Below are 17095 nucleotides of genomic sequence, written 5' to 3' on the forward strand. Positions count from 1 at the left end.
ACATGGCCGCACTCAAGGTGAGCGTCGTCTCGGCCGACCGGGAGATCTGGTCGGGCGAGGCGTCCATGGTGGTCGCTCGCACCGTCGAGGGCCAGATCGGCATCCTGCCGGGCCACGAGCCGATGCTCGCGGTCTTGGCGGCAGGCGAGGTCAGGGTGTCCCTGCCCGATGGTGAGAAGATCACCGCCAACGCCGAAGACGGCTTCCTGTCGGTGCAGTCCAACGCAGTGCAGATCGTCGCCTCGCGCGCCGAACTGGCCTGAGGTCGAGCGGATGCCGGGGGAGCAGCCGCTGGATCGGCAGTTCGGTGAACTTTCGATCACGCAACTCGTCGTCATGGCGGGTCTGCCCGGAGCCGGGAAGTCGACGATCGCTGAGATCGTCGGCGCCCGGCTCGGGGCGACCGTCGTATCGGTCGACCCGATCGAGTCCGCGATTCTGCGGGCTGGGATCGACGCCGACGAGCCCACCGGGCTCGCGGCCTACCTCGTGGCCGAGGAGATCGCCGAGAAGGAGCTCTCCTCGGGCCGCACGGTCATCGTCGATGCCGTGAACGCCGCCGAGGCGGCTCGTCTGCAGTGGCGCGACCTCGCCGTGCGCACCGAGGTGCGGCTTCGCGTCGTCGAGGTGGTCTGCTCCGACGAGGAGCTCCATCGTTCGCGGCTCGTCAAGCGCGAGCGAAACCTGCCGCATCTCGAAGAGACCACGTGGCGCGCCGTCGAGCAGAGCCTCGAGGGATACGCCGCCTGGACTGGTCCGTCGTCGGCGCTCCCGCGCGTGACGATCGACAGCATCGAGTCCCTCGGCGCCAACGTCGACGCGACGCTCGCGTTCCTCGCCTCGTAGATGCTGTTCCTCCTGCCGCCTTCTGAGACGAAGCGCGCGGGTGGCGCCGGTGCGCCGCTCGACATGTCGACGCTCTCCTTCGCCGATCTCGCGCCGTTGCGCACCGAGCTCGCCGAGCGCCTCGTCGCGTTGAGCGCCGATGACGACGCCGCCATGCGTGCGTTGAAGCTCGGCCCACGTCTCATCGGGGAGATCGGGCACAATCGCGCGCTGTGGACATCTGCCACGATGCCGGCACTCGACCGGTTCACGGGCGTGCTCTTCGACGCGCTCGACGCCGAGACGCTCGACTCGAGTGCGCGTGCGTTCGCCGCCGACACGGTCTTCGTGCACTCGGCGCTCTTCGGGCTGGTCGGCGCCCTGGATCCGATTCCGGCGTATCGTCTCTCGCACGACTCCCGGATTCCGGGCGTGGCGCTCAAGCGCTTCTGGCGCGATTCGATCGCGCAGCGCATCGCGTCGCACGAGGGCCTCGTCGTGGATCTCCGCTCGGAGGCCTACGCGGAGCTCGGGCCGGCACCCGTCCGTGACGGCAGCGTCTTCGTGCGGGTCGTCGCGATCGACGACGGTGGACGCAAGCGTGCGCTCAACCACTTCAACAAGCAGGCCAAGGGCAGGTTCACGCGGCGTCTGCTGGAGACTCGACCGCAGCTCGAGTCGACGGACGATCTCGTGCAGTGGGCGGGAGCCGAAGGCTTCCGCATGGCCCTCGGTGCCGCGCCCGCGGGTGCTCAGGTGGAATTGGATCTCGTCGCCTGAGCCCGGCCGACGGGGTCGTGCGCCCGCGTCACCCTCGGAGCCGTGCGGCGTCGTGCCCGTCGTCGGGGCCCGTCGCGCTCGGCGATCGGAAGCACCCTCCCAGGTGGTCGTCGACGAGCCCGGCCGCCTGCATCAGCGCATACATCGTCGTGGGACCGACGAAGCGGAACCCTCGCGCGCGCAGCTCCTTGCTGAGCGCCGTCGACTCCGGCGTCACCGCTGGGACCTCGGCGAACGTGGACGGTGCCGAAGCGCGTGAGGGCGGCGCGAATCGCCAGATGAGCTGATCGATCGGCTGGTCGAGCTCGAGCGTCGCACGAGCGTTCTGGATCGTGGCCTCGATCTTGCCGCGGTGCCGGATGATGCGCTCGTCGCCGAGGAGGCGCTGGACATCGGGTTCGCCCATCGCGGCGACCTGTTCGACGTCGAAGTCGTGGAACACCTCGCGGAACGCCGGGCGACGGCGCAGGATCGTGATCCACGAGAGTCCGGCCTGGAACCCCTCGAGGCAGACCTTCTCGAACAGGCGCACGGGGTCGTGCTGCTGCGTGCCCCACTCGTCGTCGTGATACCGGCGGTACTCGGGATCGGTGCCGCTCCACCCGCATCGAACGAGGCCGTCGTCGCCCTGGACGAGCTCCGGTCGGGGGATGACGCTCACGCGGCGAAGCCGATGTGCTCGTGGCCGAGGAGCCAGAGCTTGGTCGGCACGCCCTCGCCCGCCGAGTACCCGGTGATGCGGCCGTCGGACGCGAGCACCCGGTGACAGCCGACGAGGATCGGCACGGGGTTCGCCCCGACGGCACCGCCGATCGCTCGCGCGGACCCGGGCTTGCCGACGGCGGCGGCCAAGGCGCCGTACGACGTGGCGTCGCCCCACTGCAACTGCTGGAGCCGGTTCCATACTGCGAGCTGGAAGGCCGTGCCGTGCAGCCGCACCGGCACGTCGAAGTCGGTGCGCTCGCCCGCGAAGTACTCGCGGAGCTGCGTGAGGGCGGCGTCGAGCACGGCGTTGCGGTGTTCGGGCTCGGCGTCGTGGGGGAGCGCACCGTCGCGTTCGATGGAGAGCGAGGTGACGGCGTCGTCGTCTGCGAGGAGCTCGAGTCGCCCGATGGGGCTGTCGAGCCGTGCAAGGAACTGATCGGTCATGTTCCGAGCGTAGCCGCGGCATCCGACATCGACTCGCGGGAATCGGACATGGCGGAACGGGTCGCGTTCACCGAGCTGTGGAGGACGGGAGGACCAGTGCTCCTCAACATGCTGCGTCTCTTCGCAGCAGACTCGTGAGCGGCGTCGTCGTCGACACCGTGCCGTTCCGGTGCTCGATGCTCGCCGCATGACCGCCATCATCCGCGCCGCCTCGGCGCACGACTTCCTCGCCCTCGTCCCCGCTCTGGCCGGGTTCCTGCCCGAGCGATCGCTCCTCTGCATCGTCTTCGCCGGCAACCGATCGGTCGGCGTGCTCCGGCACGACCTGCCCGCGACCGAAGCCGAGCACGACCGACTGGTCTCCGCGGTGATCGGAACCATCTGCCGTATCGCCGAGGTCGATGCGATCGTTCCGGTGGTCTACACAGACGACCGATTCGCCGACGGTGGTGGGATGCCGCAGCGAGCGCTCCTCGAACTCGTCGCCGATCGCGCCGGGCAGGCCGGGTTCCTCGTGCGTGACGCGCTCTGTCAGGCCTCCGACGGATGGAGTTCCCTGCTCGACCAGGACGCGCCCGCCACGGGGCGTCCGCTGGCCATGGTCGAGTCGAGCGCTGCGCTCGGCGACGTGCCCCATCGGGACCGCATCCCGACGGGCGCCGGTGGCGGCGCGATGCTGCCGTCGGCGAGTGCCGACCGTGTTGAGGCGGTCGCGAGGGCGCTGGAGGAGTTCCGCGACCTGCCGAGCATCGAGAGCGCCATGTCGGGGCTCGGGCGCGACGCCGATCCCGTGGAGCTCGTCGAGACGCTCGTCGGCAGAGCACGACGGCGGCCGGTCGACGCGCGGCGACTCGCATGGTTCCTGCACCTCGCCTCGCGGCCTCCCTTCCGCGACGCCATGATGCTGCAGATCGCGTTCGGGCGCATGGTCGGCGAACTCGCGCACGAGGTCTCGCACGTGCCGGGCGACACCGGCGACGTCGAGGACGAGGCGGAGGACGGGGGCCGGCAGGCCGGGGGCGGGGGCCGGCAGGTCGGGCAGACCGGGCGGGCCGGCAAGACCCGGAGGGCGAGGCGTGCCGAAGCCTTCGACGACGCCGAGCACGAGGGCGTCGACGACGTGCTCGCTCGGCTCATCATGGGCCGTTCGATGCTGCGGCCCGATCCGGCGCGCGTCGAACGCGGCCTCGCGGCACTGCGCGACGCCATCGCGCATGCTCCGGCGGCCGAACGCAGCGGATCCCTCTGCATCGCGGGCTGGCTCGCCTGGACTCAGGGGCGCGGATCGGACGCGGGCGCGTTCCTCGACTCCGCGCTCACATGCGAGCCGGGGCACTCGATGTCGAGCCTGCTCGCCGAGTACATCGGATCCGGAGCTCTGCCCGAATGGGTGTTCGTCCGCCCGGACCGGACGGACGAACACCACGGAGCCGTCAGCGGCCTGTAGCCGGTCGTCAGTGGCCAGTGAGGCGGCCGACGGCCTTGGCGACGAGCGAGGGGCGGCCCGTCGCCCGCTCCTCGAGGTCGGCGACCTGCATGCCGATCACGCCGAGGTTCGCGCCGACGAATCGCAACGGCTCGGGCTCCCAGAGGGGCGAGCGGTGGTTCGCCCACGGCAGCCGGGTCAGCTCGGTGTCGCGCTCGAACACGAGATCGGCGAGCGTGCGGCCCGCCAGGTTCGTGGTCGACAGCCCGTCGCCGACGTAGCCCCCGGCGAACCCGACGCCGGTGCGGGGGTTGTAGCTCGCCGTCGCGTTCCAGTCGCGCGCGACGCCGAGCGGCCCGCCCCAGCGATGGGTGACCGCGGCGTCGCCGACCGCGGGGAACAGGGACTTCAGCGTGCGGTGCAGATGCTCGAACACGCTGTCGACGCGCTCGAACGACGGATCGACCGCGCTGCCCCAGTGGTAGTTGGCTCCACGGCCGCCGAACGCGAACCGGTTGTCGGCCGTGCGCTGCCCGTAGATCAGCAGGTGCCGGTAGTCGCTGAAGGTCTGCCCGTGCTCGATGCCGATCTCGTTCCACACCTCGTCGGAGAGCGGTTCGGTCGCGATCATGAGCGAATACAGCGGCAGGATGCGACGCCGGACGCGCGGCAGCTGCGAGCCGAACCCCTCGAGCGCGACGATCACGCGCCGGGCGGAGACGGTGCCCTCGAAACCGCTGTCGACGGCGCGGAAGCGCACCCGGCCCGCGGCCCAGTCGAGCACCTCGGTGCGTTCGAAGATCGAGACGCCGGATGCCTCGACGACGCGCGCGAGTCCGCGCACGAGCTTGCCGGGATGCACTCGGGCGCAGTCGGGGTCGAACGTCGCCGTCGGTCGGGTCTCGCCGATGCCGGTCACGCCGAAGCGCGATGCGACCTCGTGCTCGTCGAGGAGTGCGGTGCGGTCGACCCCGTACTGCGCGGCCTCGGCGACGTCGGCGGCGGCGGCCCGCTGCTGCACGGCATCACGTGCGAAGACGAGGGTGCCGCCCTGCACGAAGTCGCAGTCGATCTCCTCCCGTCGCGTGACCGCGCCGACCTCGGCGACGGTGTCGAGCATCGCGCGTCGCATCGCGACCGCAGCCTCGAGCCCGTCGTGGCGCTCGATCGCTCCGGCCGTGCGCGGGAACAACGCGGAGCACCAGCCGCCGTTGCGTCCGGACGCGCCGTACCCGGCGATCTCGCGTTCGAGGATCGCGATGCGGAGCGTCGGGTCCTGGGCGAGCAGCGAGTGCGCCGTCCAGAGTGCGGTGAGCCCGCCGCCGATGAGGCACACGTCGAAACGGGCGTCGGAGGTGAGCGCGGGCCGGGGGCGGAGATCGTCGAGTCCGGCCTCGACGAGCGAGTCGAACCAGAAGCCCGTCGACCGGTATGCCGCCACGGACGAGTCCGTGGCGGCATGCATGGGTCGCGGCATCAGATCTTCGTTGCGGCTTCGGTCAGCACCCCGCGGAGGATCTGCTCGATCTCCTGGAACTCGGCCGGGCCGATGGTGAGCGGCGGCGCGAGCTGGATGACGGGGTCGCCACGGTCGTCGGCGCGGCAGTACAGGCCGGCGTCGAAGAGCGCCTTCGAGAGGAAGCCGCGGAGCAGTCGCTCGGCCTCGTCGTCGTTGAAGGTCTCCTTGGTGCCCTTGTCCTTGACCAGCTCGATGCCGAAGAAGTACCCGTCGCCGCGCACGTCGCCGACGATGGGCAGGTCGAGCAGCTTCTCGAGCTCGGCGCGGAAGAGCGGCGAGTTCTCGCGAACGCGCTCGTTCAGGCCCTCCTCCTCGAAGATGTCGAGGTTCTCGAGCGCGACGGCCGCGGAGACCGGGTGACCGCCGAACGTGTAGCCGTGGTAGAACGACGTCTCGCCGGTGGAGAAGGGCTCGTACAGCTTCTCGGAGATGATCGTCGCGCCGATCGGGGCGTAGCCCGAGGTCATGGCCTTGGCGCACGTGATCATGTCGGGAACGTAGCCGTACGCGTCGCACGCGAACATGTGGCCGATGCGGCCGAAGGCGCAGATGACCTCGTCGGAGACGAGCAGCACGTCGTACTGGTCGCAGATCTCACGCACCCGCTGGAAGTAGCCGGGGGGAGGCGGGAAGCAGCCGCCCGAGTTCTGCACGGGCTCGAGGAAGACCGCGGCGACGGTCTCGGGGCCCTCGAAGAGGATCTGCTCCTCGATGCGGTTCGCCGCCCAGATGCCGAAGGCCTCGAGGTCCTCGGCGGGGGCGCCCATCTCGGCCGCACGGTAGAAGTTCGTGTTCGGCACGCGGAAGCCGCCGGGGGTGACCGGCTCGAACATCTCCTTGATGGCCGGGATGCCCGTGATGGCCAGTGCGCCCTGCGGGGTGCCGTGGTAGGCGACCGAGCGGGAGATGACCTTGTGCTTGGTGGGTCGGCCCTGCAGCTTCCAGTAGTACTTGGCGAGCTTGAAGGCGGTCTCGACCGCCTCGCCGCCGCCGGTCGAGAAGAACACGCGGTTCAGGTCGCCCGGTGCATTGGTCGCGAGACGGTCGGCGAGCTCGATGGCGGCGGGGTGCGCGTACGACCAGATCGGGAAGAATGCGAGTTCCTCGGCCTGACGGGCGGCGACCTCGGCGAGGCGCCTGCGCCCGTGTCCGGCGTTCACCGTGAACAGGCCGGCGAGGCCGTCGAAGTACTTGCGGCCCTCGATGTCGAACACGTGGTGGCCCTCGCCGCGCGTGATGATCGGCACCCCGGAGGAGTGCAGCGTCGACTGCCTGGCGAAGTGCATCCAGAGGTGGTCGTTCGCCATCTGCTGCAGCGTGGCGTTGTCCCGTACCCGATCGGTCATGGTCGATCCCTTCTAGCGAGTGCCCCAGTTGTAGAACTGCTTCTGGAGTTTGAGGTAGACGAACGTCTCGGTCGAACGCACTCCTGGCAGGTTCCGGATGCGCGAGTTGAGCAACGTGATGAGCTCGTCGTCGTTCTCGCAGACCACCTCGGCCAGCACGTCGAAGCTGCCGGCGGTGAGCACGACGTAGTCGATCTCCGCCAGTTCGGCGAGGCTCGCCGCCAGCTCCCTGGTGTCGCCCGATGCCCGGATGCCGATCATCGCCTGGCGGGTGAACCCGAGCTGCATCGGATCGGTCACCGCCACGATCTGCATCACACCGGATTCGGTGAGGCGCTGCACGCGCTGGCGCACGGCGGCCTCCGACAATCCGACGGCCTTGCCGATGTCGGCGTAGGAGCGGCGTCCGTCGGCCTGGAGCTGTTCGATGATCGCCTTGGAGACGTCGTCGAGATGCACGGGCCGCGTCGCAGCCGTTCGTGCCGTGTTCGTCATGCGACCGATTGTGTCAGCGCGGAACGCCTTCGGCAAGGGATTCCGTTGAAATCCATTCGATACGCAACGAATTCCCACCAGATCGCTCCCGCTTCACGACGAGATCCGATGGGCGGGCAGCGCGCCGCCGCACGAGTTCCCGCGCATCGCGCCGTGGCTACGGCGGTCGCGGTGGCACCGGCCGGGGGCCTTCGACGCCGAGAGCACGGCGGGCGGTCGCCGTCGGGGCGACTCGGACTGGTGCAGACTGGGCACATGGTCGCCGGAACCGTGACGAGTGCGTCTCGCGTCGGGGCGATGGACTGGGACGTCGTGATCGGCGATCGGTTCATCGCCGCGCTCGCGGCCCCCGCCGACGAACGGGCGCTCGCCGCGCTCGCCGCGCTCACGGCCGACGCGATGGTGGGCATCGAACGGCTCGTCCAGGAGATCCCGGGTGCACCGGATGCCGGGGGCGAGGTGGATCGCGGGTTCGCCGTGGTGTGGTGGCCGGCCGACGGCTCCGCCGGTGTCACGGCCGTCGTCCGCGGCGAGGCGGTCGTCGACGTCGACTCGCCCGGAGGGTCGCGACGCTTCGATGCCCGAGGCATCCGCCCATGGCATCTGGCGGAGTTCCGCGATGTCAGCGGTGTCCGCATCACGGATGTCGGAGCTCCGCTGCACAACCAGGGCACGGCCGTGGGCGCCCTGGCGCCGGCCCGGGCGAGCCTTCGAGCGACCGACATCGAATGGGCGCCGGCGGGCGATGCGTCTCGTGGCGGTGGGTCTCGCGGGGATGCGTCCCTCGGGGGTGCCGCCCGCGGGGGTGCGTTCGACGCCACGCTCGCGTCGGCGGCCGACCCGCGCGGCGAGGCCGACGACGTCCTCGAGACCGGCGACGCGACGAGCGCCTTCTCGCCGGGGCCGCCGCCGCGGGTCCGCATCGACGGCGACGGGGCGCGCACGGTGACGGTGCCGATCCTGGTCGGCCGTCGTCCGCTCGCGCCGCGCGCACCCGCCGCCGCGACGACCGCGCCCGAACTCGTGCCGGTGCGCTCGCCGACGGGAGTGGTCTCCGGAACCCACCTCGAGCTCCGCGTCGAGGGCGAGCGCCTCGTCGCGACCGACCTGCGCTCGACCAACGGAACCGTGCTCCGCACCGCGACGGGTGTGCGGCGGATGCGCGCCGGCGAGTCGATCGTGGTCGTGCCGGGCAGCACCCTCGACCTCGGAGACGATACGATCATCGAGGTCCTCCCAGCCAGCGACGAAGCTCCTCGTCCGACCCGAACCGACAGGCCCCACTCGTGACACAGATCGGAAACGGCAACTCCCGCCATCCGGTCGTGCTGCCCGACGGCACGAAGATCACGCTCTCGTGGGCCGCGGGCACCGACGTCGGGCACCGTCGACAGGTCAATGAAGACAGCTTCGTCGCGCAGGCGCCGATCTTCGCCGTCGCCGACGGCATGGGCGGCCACGCCGCCGGCGACTTCGCCAGCGCGGCCGTCGTGACCCGCCTCGCCGAGCACGGCGGCAAGATCGTGATGGGCACCTCCGACATCGACCAGTCCCTGCGGCTCGCGGTGCAGGACATGCATCGCGGCACCGGTGTCACCGACGAGGGCAGCGGCACGACCGTGACGGGCGTCGCCCTCGGCCTCATCTCCGACGAGCCGGCCTGGATCGTGTTCAACATCGGCGACTCGCGGGTCTACCGACTCGTCGGCGGCATGCTCGAGCAGCTGACCGTCGACCATTCGATCGTGCAGGAGCTCGTCGACGCGGGGCAGATCACGCGCGACGAGGCCGACACGCATCCGCACTCCAACGTCATCACGCGTGCCGTCGGCTTCCACGAGTCGCCCATCCCCGACTACCGTGCGATCGCCGTCGAGCCCGGCATGCGACTGCTGATCTGCTCCGACGGGCTCACGAAGGAGCTCACCTCCTACGGCATCCGGCACTTCATGACGGCCGACCGATCGGCCGAACGCGTCACCGAGCACCTGCTCGACGCGGCGCTCGGCAACGGCGGGCGCGACAACGTCACCGTCCTCGTCGTCGACGTGCTCGACGTGACCCGCCCCGAGCGTTCGCCCGAACAGGCGGCGGCCGACGGCGCCCTCGATTCGCCCGCGGCATCCTGAGCCGTCGACCTCACGGGCCCGGGCACCGGCCTTCGGAGCGGCCCTCGAACGCGGGTCGGGCCGACTTAGAATGAGCAGACCGGATGCCGCCGGCATCAGCCGCGACGGCACCCGGACCAGGCACCGAGGTCAGGGAGGATCGTGTCGAGACGACTGCCTTCCACCGCGCCGAACCTCCCGGGGTTCTCGTTCATCCGCGTGCTCGGATCGGGCGGATTCGCCGACGTGTTCCTCTACGAGCAGAACATGCCCCGGCGCCTCGTCGCGGTCAAGGTGCTGCTCGCCGAGGTCGTCGACGACGCAGCTCGGCAGATGTTCCAGTCCGAGGCCGATGTCATGGCCCAGCTCTCGTCGCATCCGTCGATCCTGACGGTCTACCAGGCGAGCGTCGCGGCCGACGGCCGGCCGTACCTCGTCATGGAGTTCTGTCCGGCGACCCTCGGCCAGCGCTACCGCAACACGGCCCTGCCGCTGGCCGAGGTGCTCTCGATCGGCGTGCGCATCGCGAGTGCCGTCGAGACCGCGCACCGCAACGGAGTGCTGCACCGCGACATCAAGCCGTCGAACATCCTCACGACCGCCTACGGGCACCCGGTGCTCTCGGACTTCGGCATCGCCGCGAGACTCGGAGCGATCTCCTCGACCGACGCGGTGGGCCTGTCGGTGCCGTGGTCGGCGCCCGAGGTCCTCGTCGACGACGCGGGCACCGTCGCGAGCGAGGTGTGGTCGCTCGGCGCGACCGTGTACTCGCTGCTCGCGGGCCGCAGTCCGTTCGAGCAGCAGGGCGGCGACAACGCCGTCGGGCGCGTCTCGGCCCGCATCCGTGCCGCGAAGCCGCCCCGGACGGGTCGTGACGACGTGCCCGAATCGCTCGAACGGGTGCTGGCGCGAGCGATGTCGAAGCGACCCGCCGACCGGCAGTCGAGCGCCCTCGAGTTCGTGCGCGACCTGCAGGCCGTCGAGGAGGAGCTCGCGTTGCCGCAGACGCCGCTCGAGGTCGTCACCGAGGACTGGGCGCTCGCCGTCGGCGTCGACCTCGATGAGCGCACGCGGATCCTCTCGGCCCCGGCCGGGGCGGGCGTGCCGGGTGCGTCGGACCGTCGAGCCCGTCGCACGAGGCGATCCGCGGACCGGACCGGCGCGACCACGCTGCGGTCGGAGACCCGGTCCGGATCGACCGGGCCGCACCCGCCGTCGCCCCGCGCCCCGCGACGGGCGCTCTGGGCGATCTCGGCGGTCGCCGTCCTGCTCGTCGGGATCGCGATCGGGGGAGCGTACCTCGTCGCCTCCGCGACGTCCCCAATCCCGGTGGTCACCGGCGTGCGCGCCGTCACCGACGGCGTCGTCGTGACGTTCACCTGGGACGACCCCGGCCTGCAGAGCGGCGATGCCTACCTGGTGACCGTCGACGGCGCGGCCAGGCCGGTGCAGCGCGAGGCGCGTGCCGACGTGGTCGGCGCCGACGGCGACCACGTCTGCGCCGAGGTGACCGTCACCCGCGACGGCAAGACCGGTCGGCCGAGCGAGGAACGCTGCGTCGACATCGACGCGGAGGGCTGATGAGGCTGCGCTCGGTCGTCTCCAGACACCGATCCGCCGTTGCGACGGCGGCCGTCGGCGCAGCCGTCGTCGCCGTCATCGTGGGCGTCGCCGCGGCATCGGGAGGGTACTCGGCCGAGCGCATCGACCTCGGCGATGCGGCCGTGTGGGTCGCCAACGACGACCTCGAATCCGTCGGCCGGGCGAACACCGCAGTCCATGAGCTGAACTCGATCGTCGAGACCGGAGGGTCGACGCTCAGGATCGCGCAGCGCGGTCAGACGGTGCTCGCCTTCGACCCCGACCGGGCGACGGTCGCCGTCATCGACCCGACGACCTCGACCGTGGCCGAGACCGTCGTCGTGCCGCCCGATAGCAGCGTCGCGATCACGGAGTCCAAGGTCGTCGTCGCCGCCGGCGGCGACGTCTGGACCATGCCGTCCGACCAGATCGTCGACCTGCAGGTCGACTCCGACCCGACCCTGACGTTCGGTGCGGGGAGCGTCGTCTCCGTCGCGCCCGACGGACGGCTGTTCGCCTTCACCCCCTCCACCGGCATCGTGCGGCGGGTCGACGTCGACGAGTCGGAGTCCGTCGTCGAGCAGTGGCAGACCGACGTGGCCGACCCCGAATCGACGTTCCAGGTGACCTCGGTCGGCGGCCGATGGGCGGTGCTCGACGAGCGCACCATGGTGCTGCACCTCGCCGACGGCGCCGTCCCGCTCGCCGACGTGATGGGTGCGGCCGACGATCCGCACCTGCAGGAGCCCTCCGTCGACGGCGAGGTCGTGGCCGTCGCGTCGCGCACGGGCCTCGTCACGGTCGGACTCTCCGATCGCGCCGTCCGCGCAGCCGAGGTGGACCGCCCCGGTGAGACCCCGACCGCGCCGGTCCGGCACGGCGAGTGCCTCAACGCCGCGTGGTCCAACGGCTCGGCCTGGCGGTCGTGCGACGGCGAGGCGCCCGAGCCCTTCACGCTCGACATGCCGGCCGGCGCCGACCCCGCATTCTTCGCGAACGGGCGCTCGCTGGTGCTGAACGACCGTTCCTCCGGTCGCAGCTGGGCGGCGGCGACCGACTACCGCGTCATCGACAACTGGGCCGAACTGCTCGCGACCGAGACCGACGACGAGAAGGTCGAGCGACCCGACGCCGACAAGCCCGCCGAGCTCGAGCGAAGCCAAGCGGATCCCATCGCCGTCGACGACACGTTCGGCGCTCGCCCCGGGCGCGCCTCGGTGCTTCCCGTGCTCCTGAACGACTACGACCCGAACGGCGACGTGCTCGTGATCGGAGCGCTGGACGTCGCGCCTCCGGCGGGCGTGCGCCTCGACCTCGTCGCCGACCGTCAGCAGGTGCAGGTCACGTTGGATCCGAGCGTCACCGAGGGATTCACGTTCGGCTACGAGGTCGACGACGGTCGCGGCGGACGCGCGAAGGCGTCGGTCAACGTGCAGGTGCGCACCGACGACGAGAACGGGGCCCCCGAACAGGTTCGCGATCGCACCACGACGGTCGCGGTCGGAGCCCGATCGACCGCGGCGGTGCTGGGCGACTGGGTCGACCCCGACGGCGACCCGTTCTTCCTGCTCCGGGCCACCGCCCCCGATGGCGATTCGGTGTCCTTCACCGCCGACGGGTCCGTGGTGTACGACGAGCACGGCGGGCAGGGTGCCACGCGCCGTGTGCCGCTCATCGCCTACGACGGGCGCGACGAGGGCGCGGGCTCCCTCCAGGTGGACGTGCGGGAGCCGGGGACCGTCCCGCTCATCGCGGAGTCGTTCGTCGTGCTCGCGACGGCCGGCGAGGAGGTGCGCATCGATCCGCTCCGCCACGTGCACGGGGGCACGGGGCACATCGTGCTCACGAGCGTCCCGGCGAAGCAGGACACCCTGATCACGCCCGACTACGACGGCGGGACGTTCCGCTTCAAGAGCTCGGCCGAGCGCACCCACTATCTCGAGTACGTCGTCACCGACGAGACCGCGAACCCCGTCACCGGGCTCATCCGCGTCGAGGTCCAGGCCGGATCCGACCGGGACACGACACCGGTCACGGTGCCGCACACCGCGTTCCTCCGGGTGGGCCAGCCGATGGACGTCGACGTGCTCGCGACCGACATCGACCCGACGGGCGGGGTGCTCGTGCTCACCGACCTGCTCGGCGCCGACGCCCCCGAGATGCGGGTGGCGGTCATCGACCACCGCATCCTCCGCGTGCAGCTCCTCGGTCCGCTGCCGCTCGGATCGCTCACGTTCGGGTACCGCGTCAGCAACGGACTCGGCGATGCGGAGGGCGCCGTCACGGTGGTGGAGGTTCCGCCGCCGACCGTCTCGCAGCCGCCCGTCGCGAATCCCGACACGGCCTCGGTGCGCACCGGCGACGTCATCGACGTGCCCGTGCTCGCGAACGACGAGCACCCCGACGGACTCCCGCTCACCATCGATCCCGAGCTCGTGGTCGAGCCCACCGACGGGCTGCTGTTCGTCAGCGGCGATCGCCTGCGATACCTCGCCCCCGAGACGCCAGGCGAGTACGAGGCGACGTACCTCGTCCGCACGCCGGGGCAGACCGCGAGCGCGACGGTGCACCTCTCGGTGCGGGCGGCCGACCCCGAGACGAACGCCGCCCCGGTTCCGCCCGAGATCACCGCGCGGGCCCTCGCCGGAGACAAGGTCCGCATCGCCGTCCCGCTCGGCGGCACGGACCCCGACGGCGACTCGGTGCTGCTCGTCGGCCAGGAGTCCAACCCCGAACTCGGCACCGTCGTCGAGACCGGGCCCGACTGGCTCGACTACGAGGCCGGCGACTACTCGGCCGGCACCGACACGTTCACGTACTCCGTCGTCGACGCGCTCGGCGAGCGGGCGACCGGCACGGTGCGCGTGGGCATCGCCGCGCGCCCTGAGGGCGCCAGGAACCCGGTCGCCGTCGAGGACAGCGTGGTCGTGCGGCCCGGCCGCACGGTCTCGGTGCGCGTGCTCGAGAACGACAACGACCCCGACGGCGGCGTGCTCGAGCTGACCGGCGTCACCGCACAGCAGGACGGTGCCCCCGCGCAGATCGTGGGCGATCGCATCGACGTCGTGGTGCCCGACGTGGAGGGCTCCTTCAGCTTCCAGTACACGATCGGGAACGATCGGCTCGGCACCGCCTCCACCTTCCTCACGGTCGTCGCGAGCGAGGATGCGCCGTTCGCCAGGCCCGAGGTCGACGACGTGGTCCTGAACCTCACCGACATCCTCGACCGGCAGCGGGTGGACGTCGACGTGCTGGCCGACGCGTTCCTCGCCGACGCCGACGTGTCCGACCTCGAGGTACGGCTCGTCGACGGGTTCCAGACCGGCGCGGAGGTGCTGCGCGACGGTCGCATCCGCGTCGAGGTGGAGGATCGTCGGCGGATCATCCCGTTCTCGTTGACGCACCCCGACGACCCGGAGGTGGTCTCGTACGCGTTCATCCGCGTGCCGGGGCGCGACGACGCGATCCCGCAGCTCCGGCGTGATGCGCCCTCGGTCGCCGTGCGCAGCGGGCAGAGCGTCGAGCTCGACATCGAGGACTTCGTGATCGCGGCATCCGGTCGTCCCGTGCGCATCACGGATGCCGCGACGGTGCGTACCGCGCACGGCGACGGCAGCGACCCGTGGGTCGACGAGCGCACCCTGCGGTTCCGGAGCGAGGAGGGGTACTTCGGACCCGCATCGATCTCCTTCACGGTCACCGACGGCGAGTCCGGATCGGATCCGACCGGCCGCACCGGCACGATCGTGATCCCGATCCAGGTGAATCCGACGTCGAATCAGCCGCCGGTGTTCTCGGGCGGCTCGATCGACTTCGAGCAGGGCAAGGCGAAGACGATCGACCTCACCAGGCTGACGACCTACCCGTACGCCGACCAGAACGACGAGCTGCGGTACCGGATCGTCGATCCGCCGCCCGAGGGGTTCGGATTCGAGCTCGACGGCGACCAGCTGACCGTCACCCCGGCGGCGTCGAAGGCCGCGGGCACGCGGGCCTCGGTCGCGGTCGACGTCACCGATGCGTCGGGGCAGGGGGTTCCGGGGCGCATCGACCTCCAGGTCGTGCCGTCCACGAGGCCCCTCGCGCGGCCGGTGGCCGATTCGGCCGTCGTGCGGCGCGGTGCGACGACCAGCGTCGACGTGCTCGCGAACGACGTCGGCACGAACCCGTTCCCGGATTCGCCGCTCCGGGTCGAGGACCTCCGCGGACTCGACTCGCTGCCCGCCGGGGTCTCGATCACTCGCGATGAAGACGGGTCGACCCTGCTCGTGCGGGTCGCCGACGACGCGGAACCCGTGAACACCACGCTGCAGTACCAGGTCTCCGACGCGACCGGTGATCCCGACCGCTTCGCGTGGGGCACCGTGACGGTCTCGGTGCAGGACCGCCCCGACCCCGTCACGGCGCCCAGGGTGACCGGCTTCGGCGACCGCAGCCTCGACCTCGTGTTCGGTGCGGGCGCCTTCAACAACTCGCCGATCGTCGGCTACCGCATCAGCCTCATCGACCCGAGCTCGTCCGAGGCGGTCGCGACGAGCGAGTGCGCGGTGACGACCTGTCGTGTTCCGACCCTCGGCAACGGCCGTGCCGACGCCGTGGTGCTGCGCGTGCAGGCGCGCAACGGCATCGGGCTCTCCGACCCGGTCGACGCCCCCGGGCCGATCTGGTCGGACGTCGTGCCGCCGGCCCCGACCGCGCTCGGAGCCGCGCCGCTCGACGGCCGCCTCCGCCTCGGCTGGGCGCCGGTCTCGGCCGGCACCGGAAGCGCGGTGCACTCGTACGTCGTGGTCGTCGGGGGCGTTCCGATCGAGGTCGACGCGGCGTCGGTGTGCACCAGTTCGCGCTGCGAGGTCGACTCGCGCACGCTCGAGAACGGCAGCCTCGTCGAGTTCTCCGTGAGCGCGAGGAACGAGGCCTACCCGGCGATGGCCGTCTGGGCCGAGGCCACGGGCTCCGGCACGCCGTTCGGTCCGCCGGTTCCGGGCGACATCAGCGTGGCCGGCGACGCGCTCGCCGGAACGGTGACCGTGACCTGGAGCCCGTTCGACGGCAACGGCGACGCGATCGGCGGCTACTTCGTGCAGCGGCTCGCCGAGGGCGAGACCTCGCCGCCATCCGGCCCGCAGAGCTGCTCGGTCACCTCGCCCGCCCCGGGAGTCGTCGTCTCGCCGTCGCGCGGCGGCGCGGTGCTTGACATGGTGAGGACCGGACCGGATGCCTCGAGCGTGCAGTTCTCGGGGACGACCACCGAAGCGGCGAGCTACTCCTTCGTGGTCTGGGGCTTCAACCGTTCGGCGTGCGTGAGCACGGGGGTCGGCACGATCGTCGTGCGGCAGCCGCCGGGGCCGATCGCCTCGGTGCAGAGCGGCATGGACTGGATGACGCAGGATGCCTGGGACCGGTACATCTCGAAGGTCGAGCCGGGCAAGCGGCTCCAGATCGTCGCGGTCGACGCCGACGGGGCCCAGCTCGGCGCACCGAAGGACTTCGCCGGCACGGGGTGGCTCCGGGCGGTGCTCGGCCGCCCATTCGGCGAGACCGCGCGCTTCCAGCTGCGGGCCTGCTCTCCGTGGGGGAGCTGCGGCCCGTGGTCGGAGATTCTTCCGGCCGACGCCTCGCCGTCGCTGACCTTCGCGCTGCCCTCCCGCACGTGGGACCCCGATGCGGCGACCTGGACGTGGGACTCCGAGCCCGACAACTCGGGGATCCCCGCGAACTTCCGATGCGGGCTCGACGGCGACGAGGCGGGGGTGGTCGCGCAGCGTGCGACGAGCTGTCGAGTCCCGGGAGCCCGGCCCGGCGACCGCGTCTGGTTGGATGTTGAGGTCGCCGGCGTGAGAGTGAGGTATCAGAACCCGTGACGCAC

13 protein-coding genes are annotated in these 17095 nt (G+C 71.3%); 8 read left to right on the plus strand and 5 right to left on the minus strand.

Annotated elements, in window-relative coordinates:
* The first annotated feature begins 2 nt into the window (after positions 1-2).
* Genes GQR16_RS18295 through GQR16_RS18305 form a run of 3 tightly spaced genes read left to right on the plus strand, consistent with a single transcriptional unit; the run spans position 3 to position 1605 of the window.
* Positions 3-263 carry a F0F1 ATP synthase subunit epsilon gene (locus tag GQR16_RS18295; RefSeq protein ID WP_157416604.1) on the plus strand — a complete coding sequence of 87 codons (261 nt, stop codon included), beginning with the start codon at positions 3-5 and terminating at the stop codon, positions 261-263.
* Between the two features lie 10 nt (positions 264-273).
* Positions 274-846: a P-loop nucleotide/nucleoside kinase family protein gene (locus GQR16_RS18300; protein ID WP_157416605.1), complete on the plus strand. Its 573-nt coding sequence runs from the start codon at positions 274-276 to the stop codon at positions 844-846.
* Positions 847-1605 carry a YaaA family protein gene (locus tag GQR16_RS18305; RefSeq protein WP_157416606.1) on the plus strand — a complete coding sequence of 253 codons (759 nt, stop codon included), beginning with the start codon at positions 847-849 and terminating at the stop codon, positions 1603-1605. It abuts the gene before it with no gap.
* Positions 1606-1633: 28 nt separating this feature from the next.
* Here GQR16_RS18305 and GQR16_RS18310 read toward each other — a convergent pair whose 3' ends face one another.
* Both GQR16_RS18310 and GQR16_RS19805 read right to left on the minus strand, forming a co-directional pair.
* Complete coding sequence (locus tag GQR16_RS18310) at positions 1634-2257, minus strand: DNA-3-methyladenine glycosylase I (protein WP_157416654.1); 624 nt, start codon at positions 2255-2257, stop codon at positions 1634-1636.
* 5 nt (positions 2258-2262) lie between these two features.
* Positions 2263-2754 (minus strand): methylated-DNA--[protein]-cysteine S-methyltransferase, encoded by a 492-nt coding sequence (locus tag GQR16_RS19805; protein ID WP_157416607.1) that lies wholly within the window; start codon positions 2752-2754, stop codon positions 2263-2265.
* Between the two features lie 187 nt (positions 2755-2941).
* On the opposite strand from GQR16_RS19805, the gene GQR16_RS18320 reads away from it, so the two are divergent.
* On the plus strand, positions 2942-4201 hold the full coding sequence (locus GQR16_RS18320; RefSeq protein ID WP_157416608.1) for a DUF4192 family protein: 1260 nt from the start codon (positions 2942-2944) through the stop codon (positions 4199-4201).
* A 7-nt stretch (positions 4202-4208) separates the two neighbouring features.
* Here the strand turns inward: GQR16_RS18320 and GQR16_RS18325 are convergent, their stop codons facing one another.
* Genes GQR16_RS18325 through GQR16_RS18335 form a run of 3 tightly spaced genes read right to left on the minus strand, consistent with a single transcriptional unit; the run spans position 4209 to position 7540 of the window.
* Positions 4209-5657, minus strand: coding sequence for an NAD(P)/FAD-dependent oxidoreductase (locus GQR16_RS18325; RefSeq protein WP_246200928.1), 1449 nt, complete (start codon positions 5655-5657; stop codon positions 4209-4211).
* A complete protein-coding gene (locus GQR16_RS18330) occupies positions 5657-7045 on the minus strand; it encodes an aspartate aminotransferase family protein (RefSeq protein ID WP_157416609.1) in 1389 nt (462 codons plus the stop codon). Before GQR16_RS18330 ends, GQR16_RS18325 begins: the two co-directional genes overlap by 1 nt.
* 12 nt (positions 7046-7057) lie before the next feature.
* Positions 7058-7540 carry an Lrp/AsnC family transcriptional regulator gene (locus GQR16_RS18335; RefSeq protein ID WP_157416610.1) on the minus strand — a complete coding sequence of 161 codons (483 nt, stop codon included), beginning with the start codon at positions 7538-7540 and terminating at the stop codon, positions 7058-7060.
* Between the two features lie 255 nt (positions 7541-7795).
* Between GQR16_RS18335 and GQR16_RS20010 the strand changes: the two genes are divergently transcribed.
* The 4 genes from GQR16_RS20010 (at position 7796) to GQR16_RS18355 (ending at position 17090) form a co-directional block, all read left to right on the plus strand.
* A complete protein-coding gene (locus GQR16_RS20010; protein WP_157416611.1) occupies positions 7796-8830 on the plus strand; it encodes an FHA domain-containing protein in 1035 nt (344 codons plus the stop codon).
* Positions 8827-9669 carry a PP2C family protein-serine/threonine phosphatase gene (locus GQR16_RS20015; RefSeq protein WP_157416612.1) on the plus strand — a complete coding sequence of 281 codons (843 nt, stop codon included), beginning with the start codon at positions 8827-8829 and terminating at the stop codon, positions 9667-9669. The genes GQR16_RS20010 and GQR16_RS20015 overlap by 4 nt, the downstream gene beginning before the upstream one ends.
* Before the next feature lie 141 nt (positions 9670-9810).
* A complete protein-coding gene (locus tag GQR16_RS18350; RefSeq protein ID WP_157416613.1) occupies positions 9811-11229 on the plus strand; it encodes a serine/threonine-protein kinase in 1419 nt (472 codons plus the stop codon).
* On the plus strand, positions 11229-17090 hold the full coding sequence (locus GQR16_RS18355) for an Ig-like domain-containing protein (protein WP_157416614.1): 5862 nt from the start codon (positions 11229-11231) through the stop codon (positions 17088-17090). Before GQR16_RS18350 ends, GQR16_RS18355 begins: the two co-directional genes overlap by 1 nt.
* Positions 17091-17095 lie beyond the last annotated feature (5 nt).

Origin of the sequence: Agromyces allii (assembly GCF_009749385.1) — a bacterium.
GTDB classification, from domain to species: Bacteria; Actinomycetota; Actinomycetes; order Actinomycetales; family Microbacteriaceae; genus Agromyces; species Agromyces allii.

Excerpts from the sequence above, each read along its gene's own strand:
- GQR16_RS18295 (WP_157416604.1), top strand. The coding sequence starts at position 3 with ATGGCCGCACTCAAGGTGAGCGTCGTCTCGGCCGACCGGGAGATCTGG.
- GQR16_RS18305 (WP_157416606.1), top strand. The coding sequence starts at position 847 with ATGCTGTTCCTCCTGCCGCCTTCTGAGACGAAGCGCGCGGGTGGCGCC.
- GQR16_RS20010 (WP_157416611.1), top strand. The coding sequence starts at position 7,796 with ATGGTCGCCGGAACCGTGACGAGTGCGTCTCGCGTCGGGGCGATGGAC.
- GQR16_RS18325 (WP_246200928.1), bottom strand. The coding sequence starts at position 5,657 with ATGCCGCGACCCATGCATGCCGCCACGGACTCGTCCGTGGCGGCATAC.
- GQR16_RS18330 (WP_157416609.1), bottom strand. The coding sequence starts at position 7,045 with ATGACCGATCGGGTACGGGACAACGCCACGCTGCAGCAGATGGCGAAC.
- GQR16_RS18320 (WP_157416608.1), top strand. The coding sequence starts at position 2,942 with ATGACCGCCATCATCCGCGCCGCCTCGGCGCACGACTTCCTCGCCCTC.
- GQR16_RS18335 (WP_157416610.1), bottom strand. The coding sequence starts at position 7,540 with ATGACGAACACGGCACGAACGGCTGCGACGCGGCCCGTGCATCTCGAC.
- GQR16_RS18355 (WP_157416614.1), top strand. The coding sequence starts at position 11,229 with ATGAGGCTGCGCTCGGTCGTCTCCAGACACCGATCCGCCGTTGCGACG.
- GQR16_RS18300 (WP_157416605.1), top strand. The coding sequence starts at position 274 with ATGCCGGGGGAGCAGCCGCTGGATCGGCAGTTCGGTGAACTTTCGATC.
- GQR16_RS19805 (WP_157416607.1), bottom strand. The coding sequence starts at position 2,754 with ATGACCGATCAGTTCCTTGCACGGCTCGACAGCCCCATCGGGCGACTC.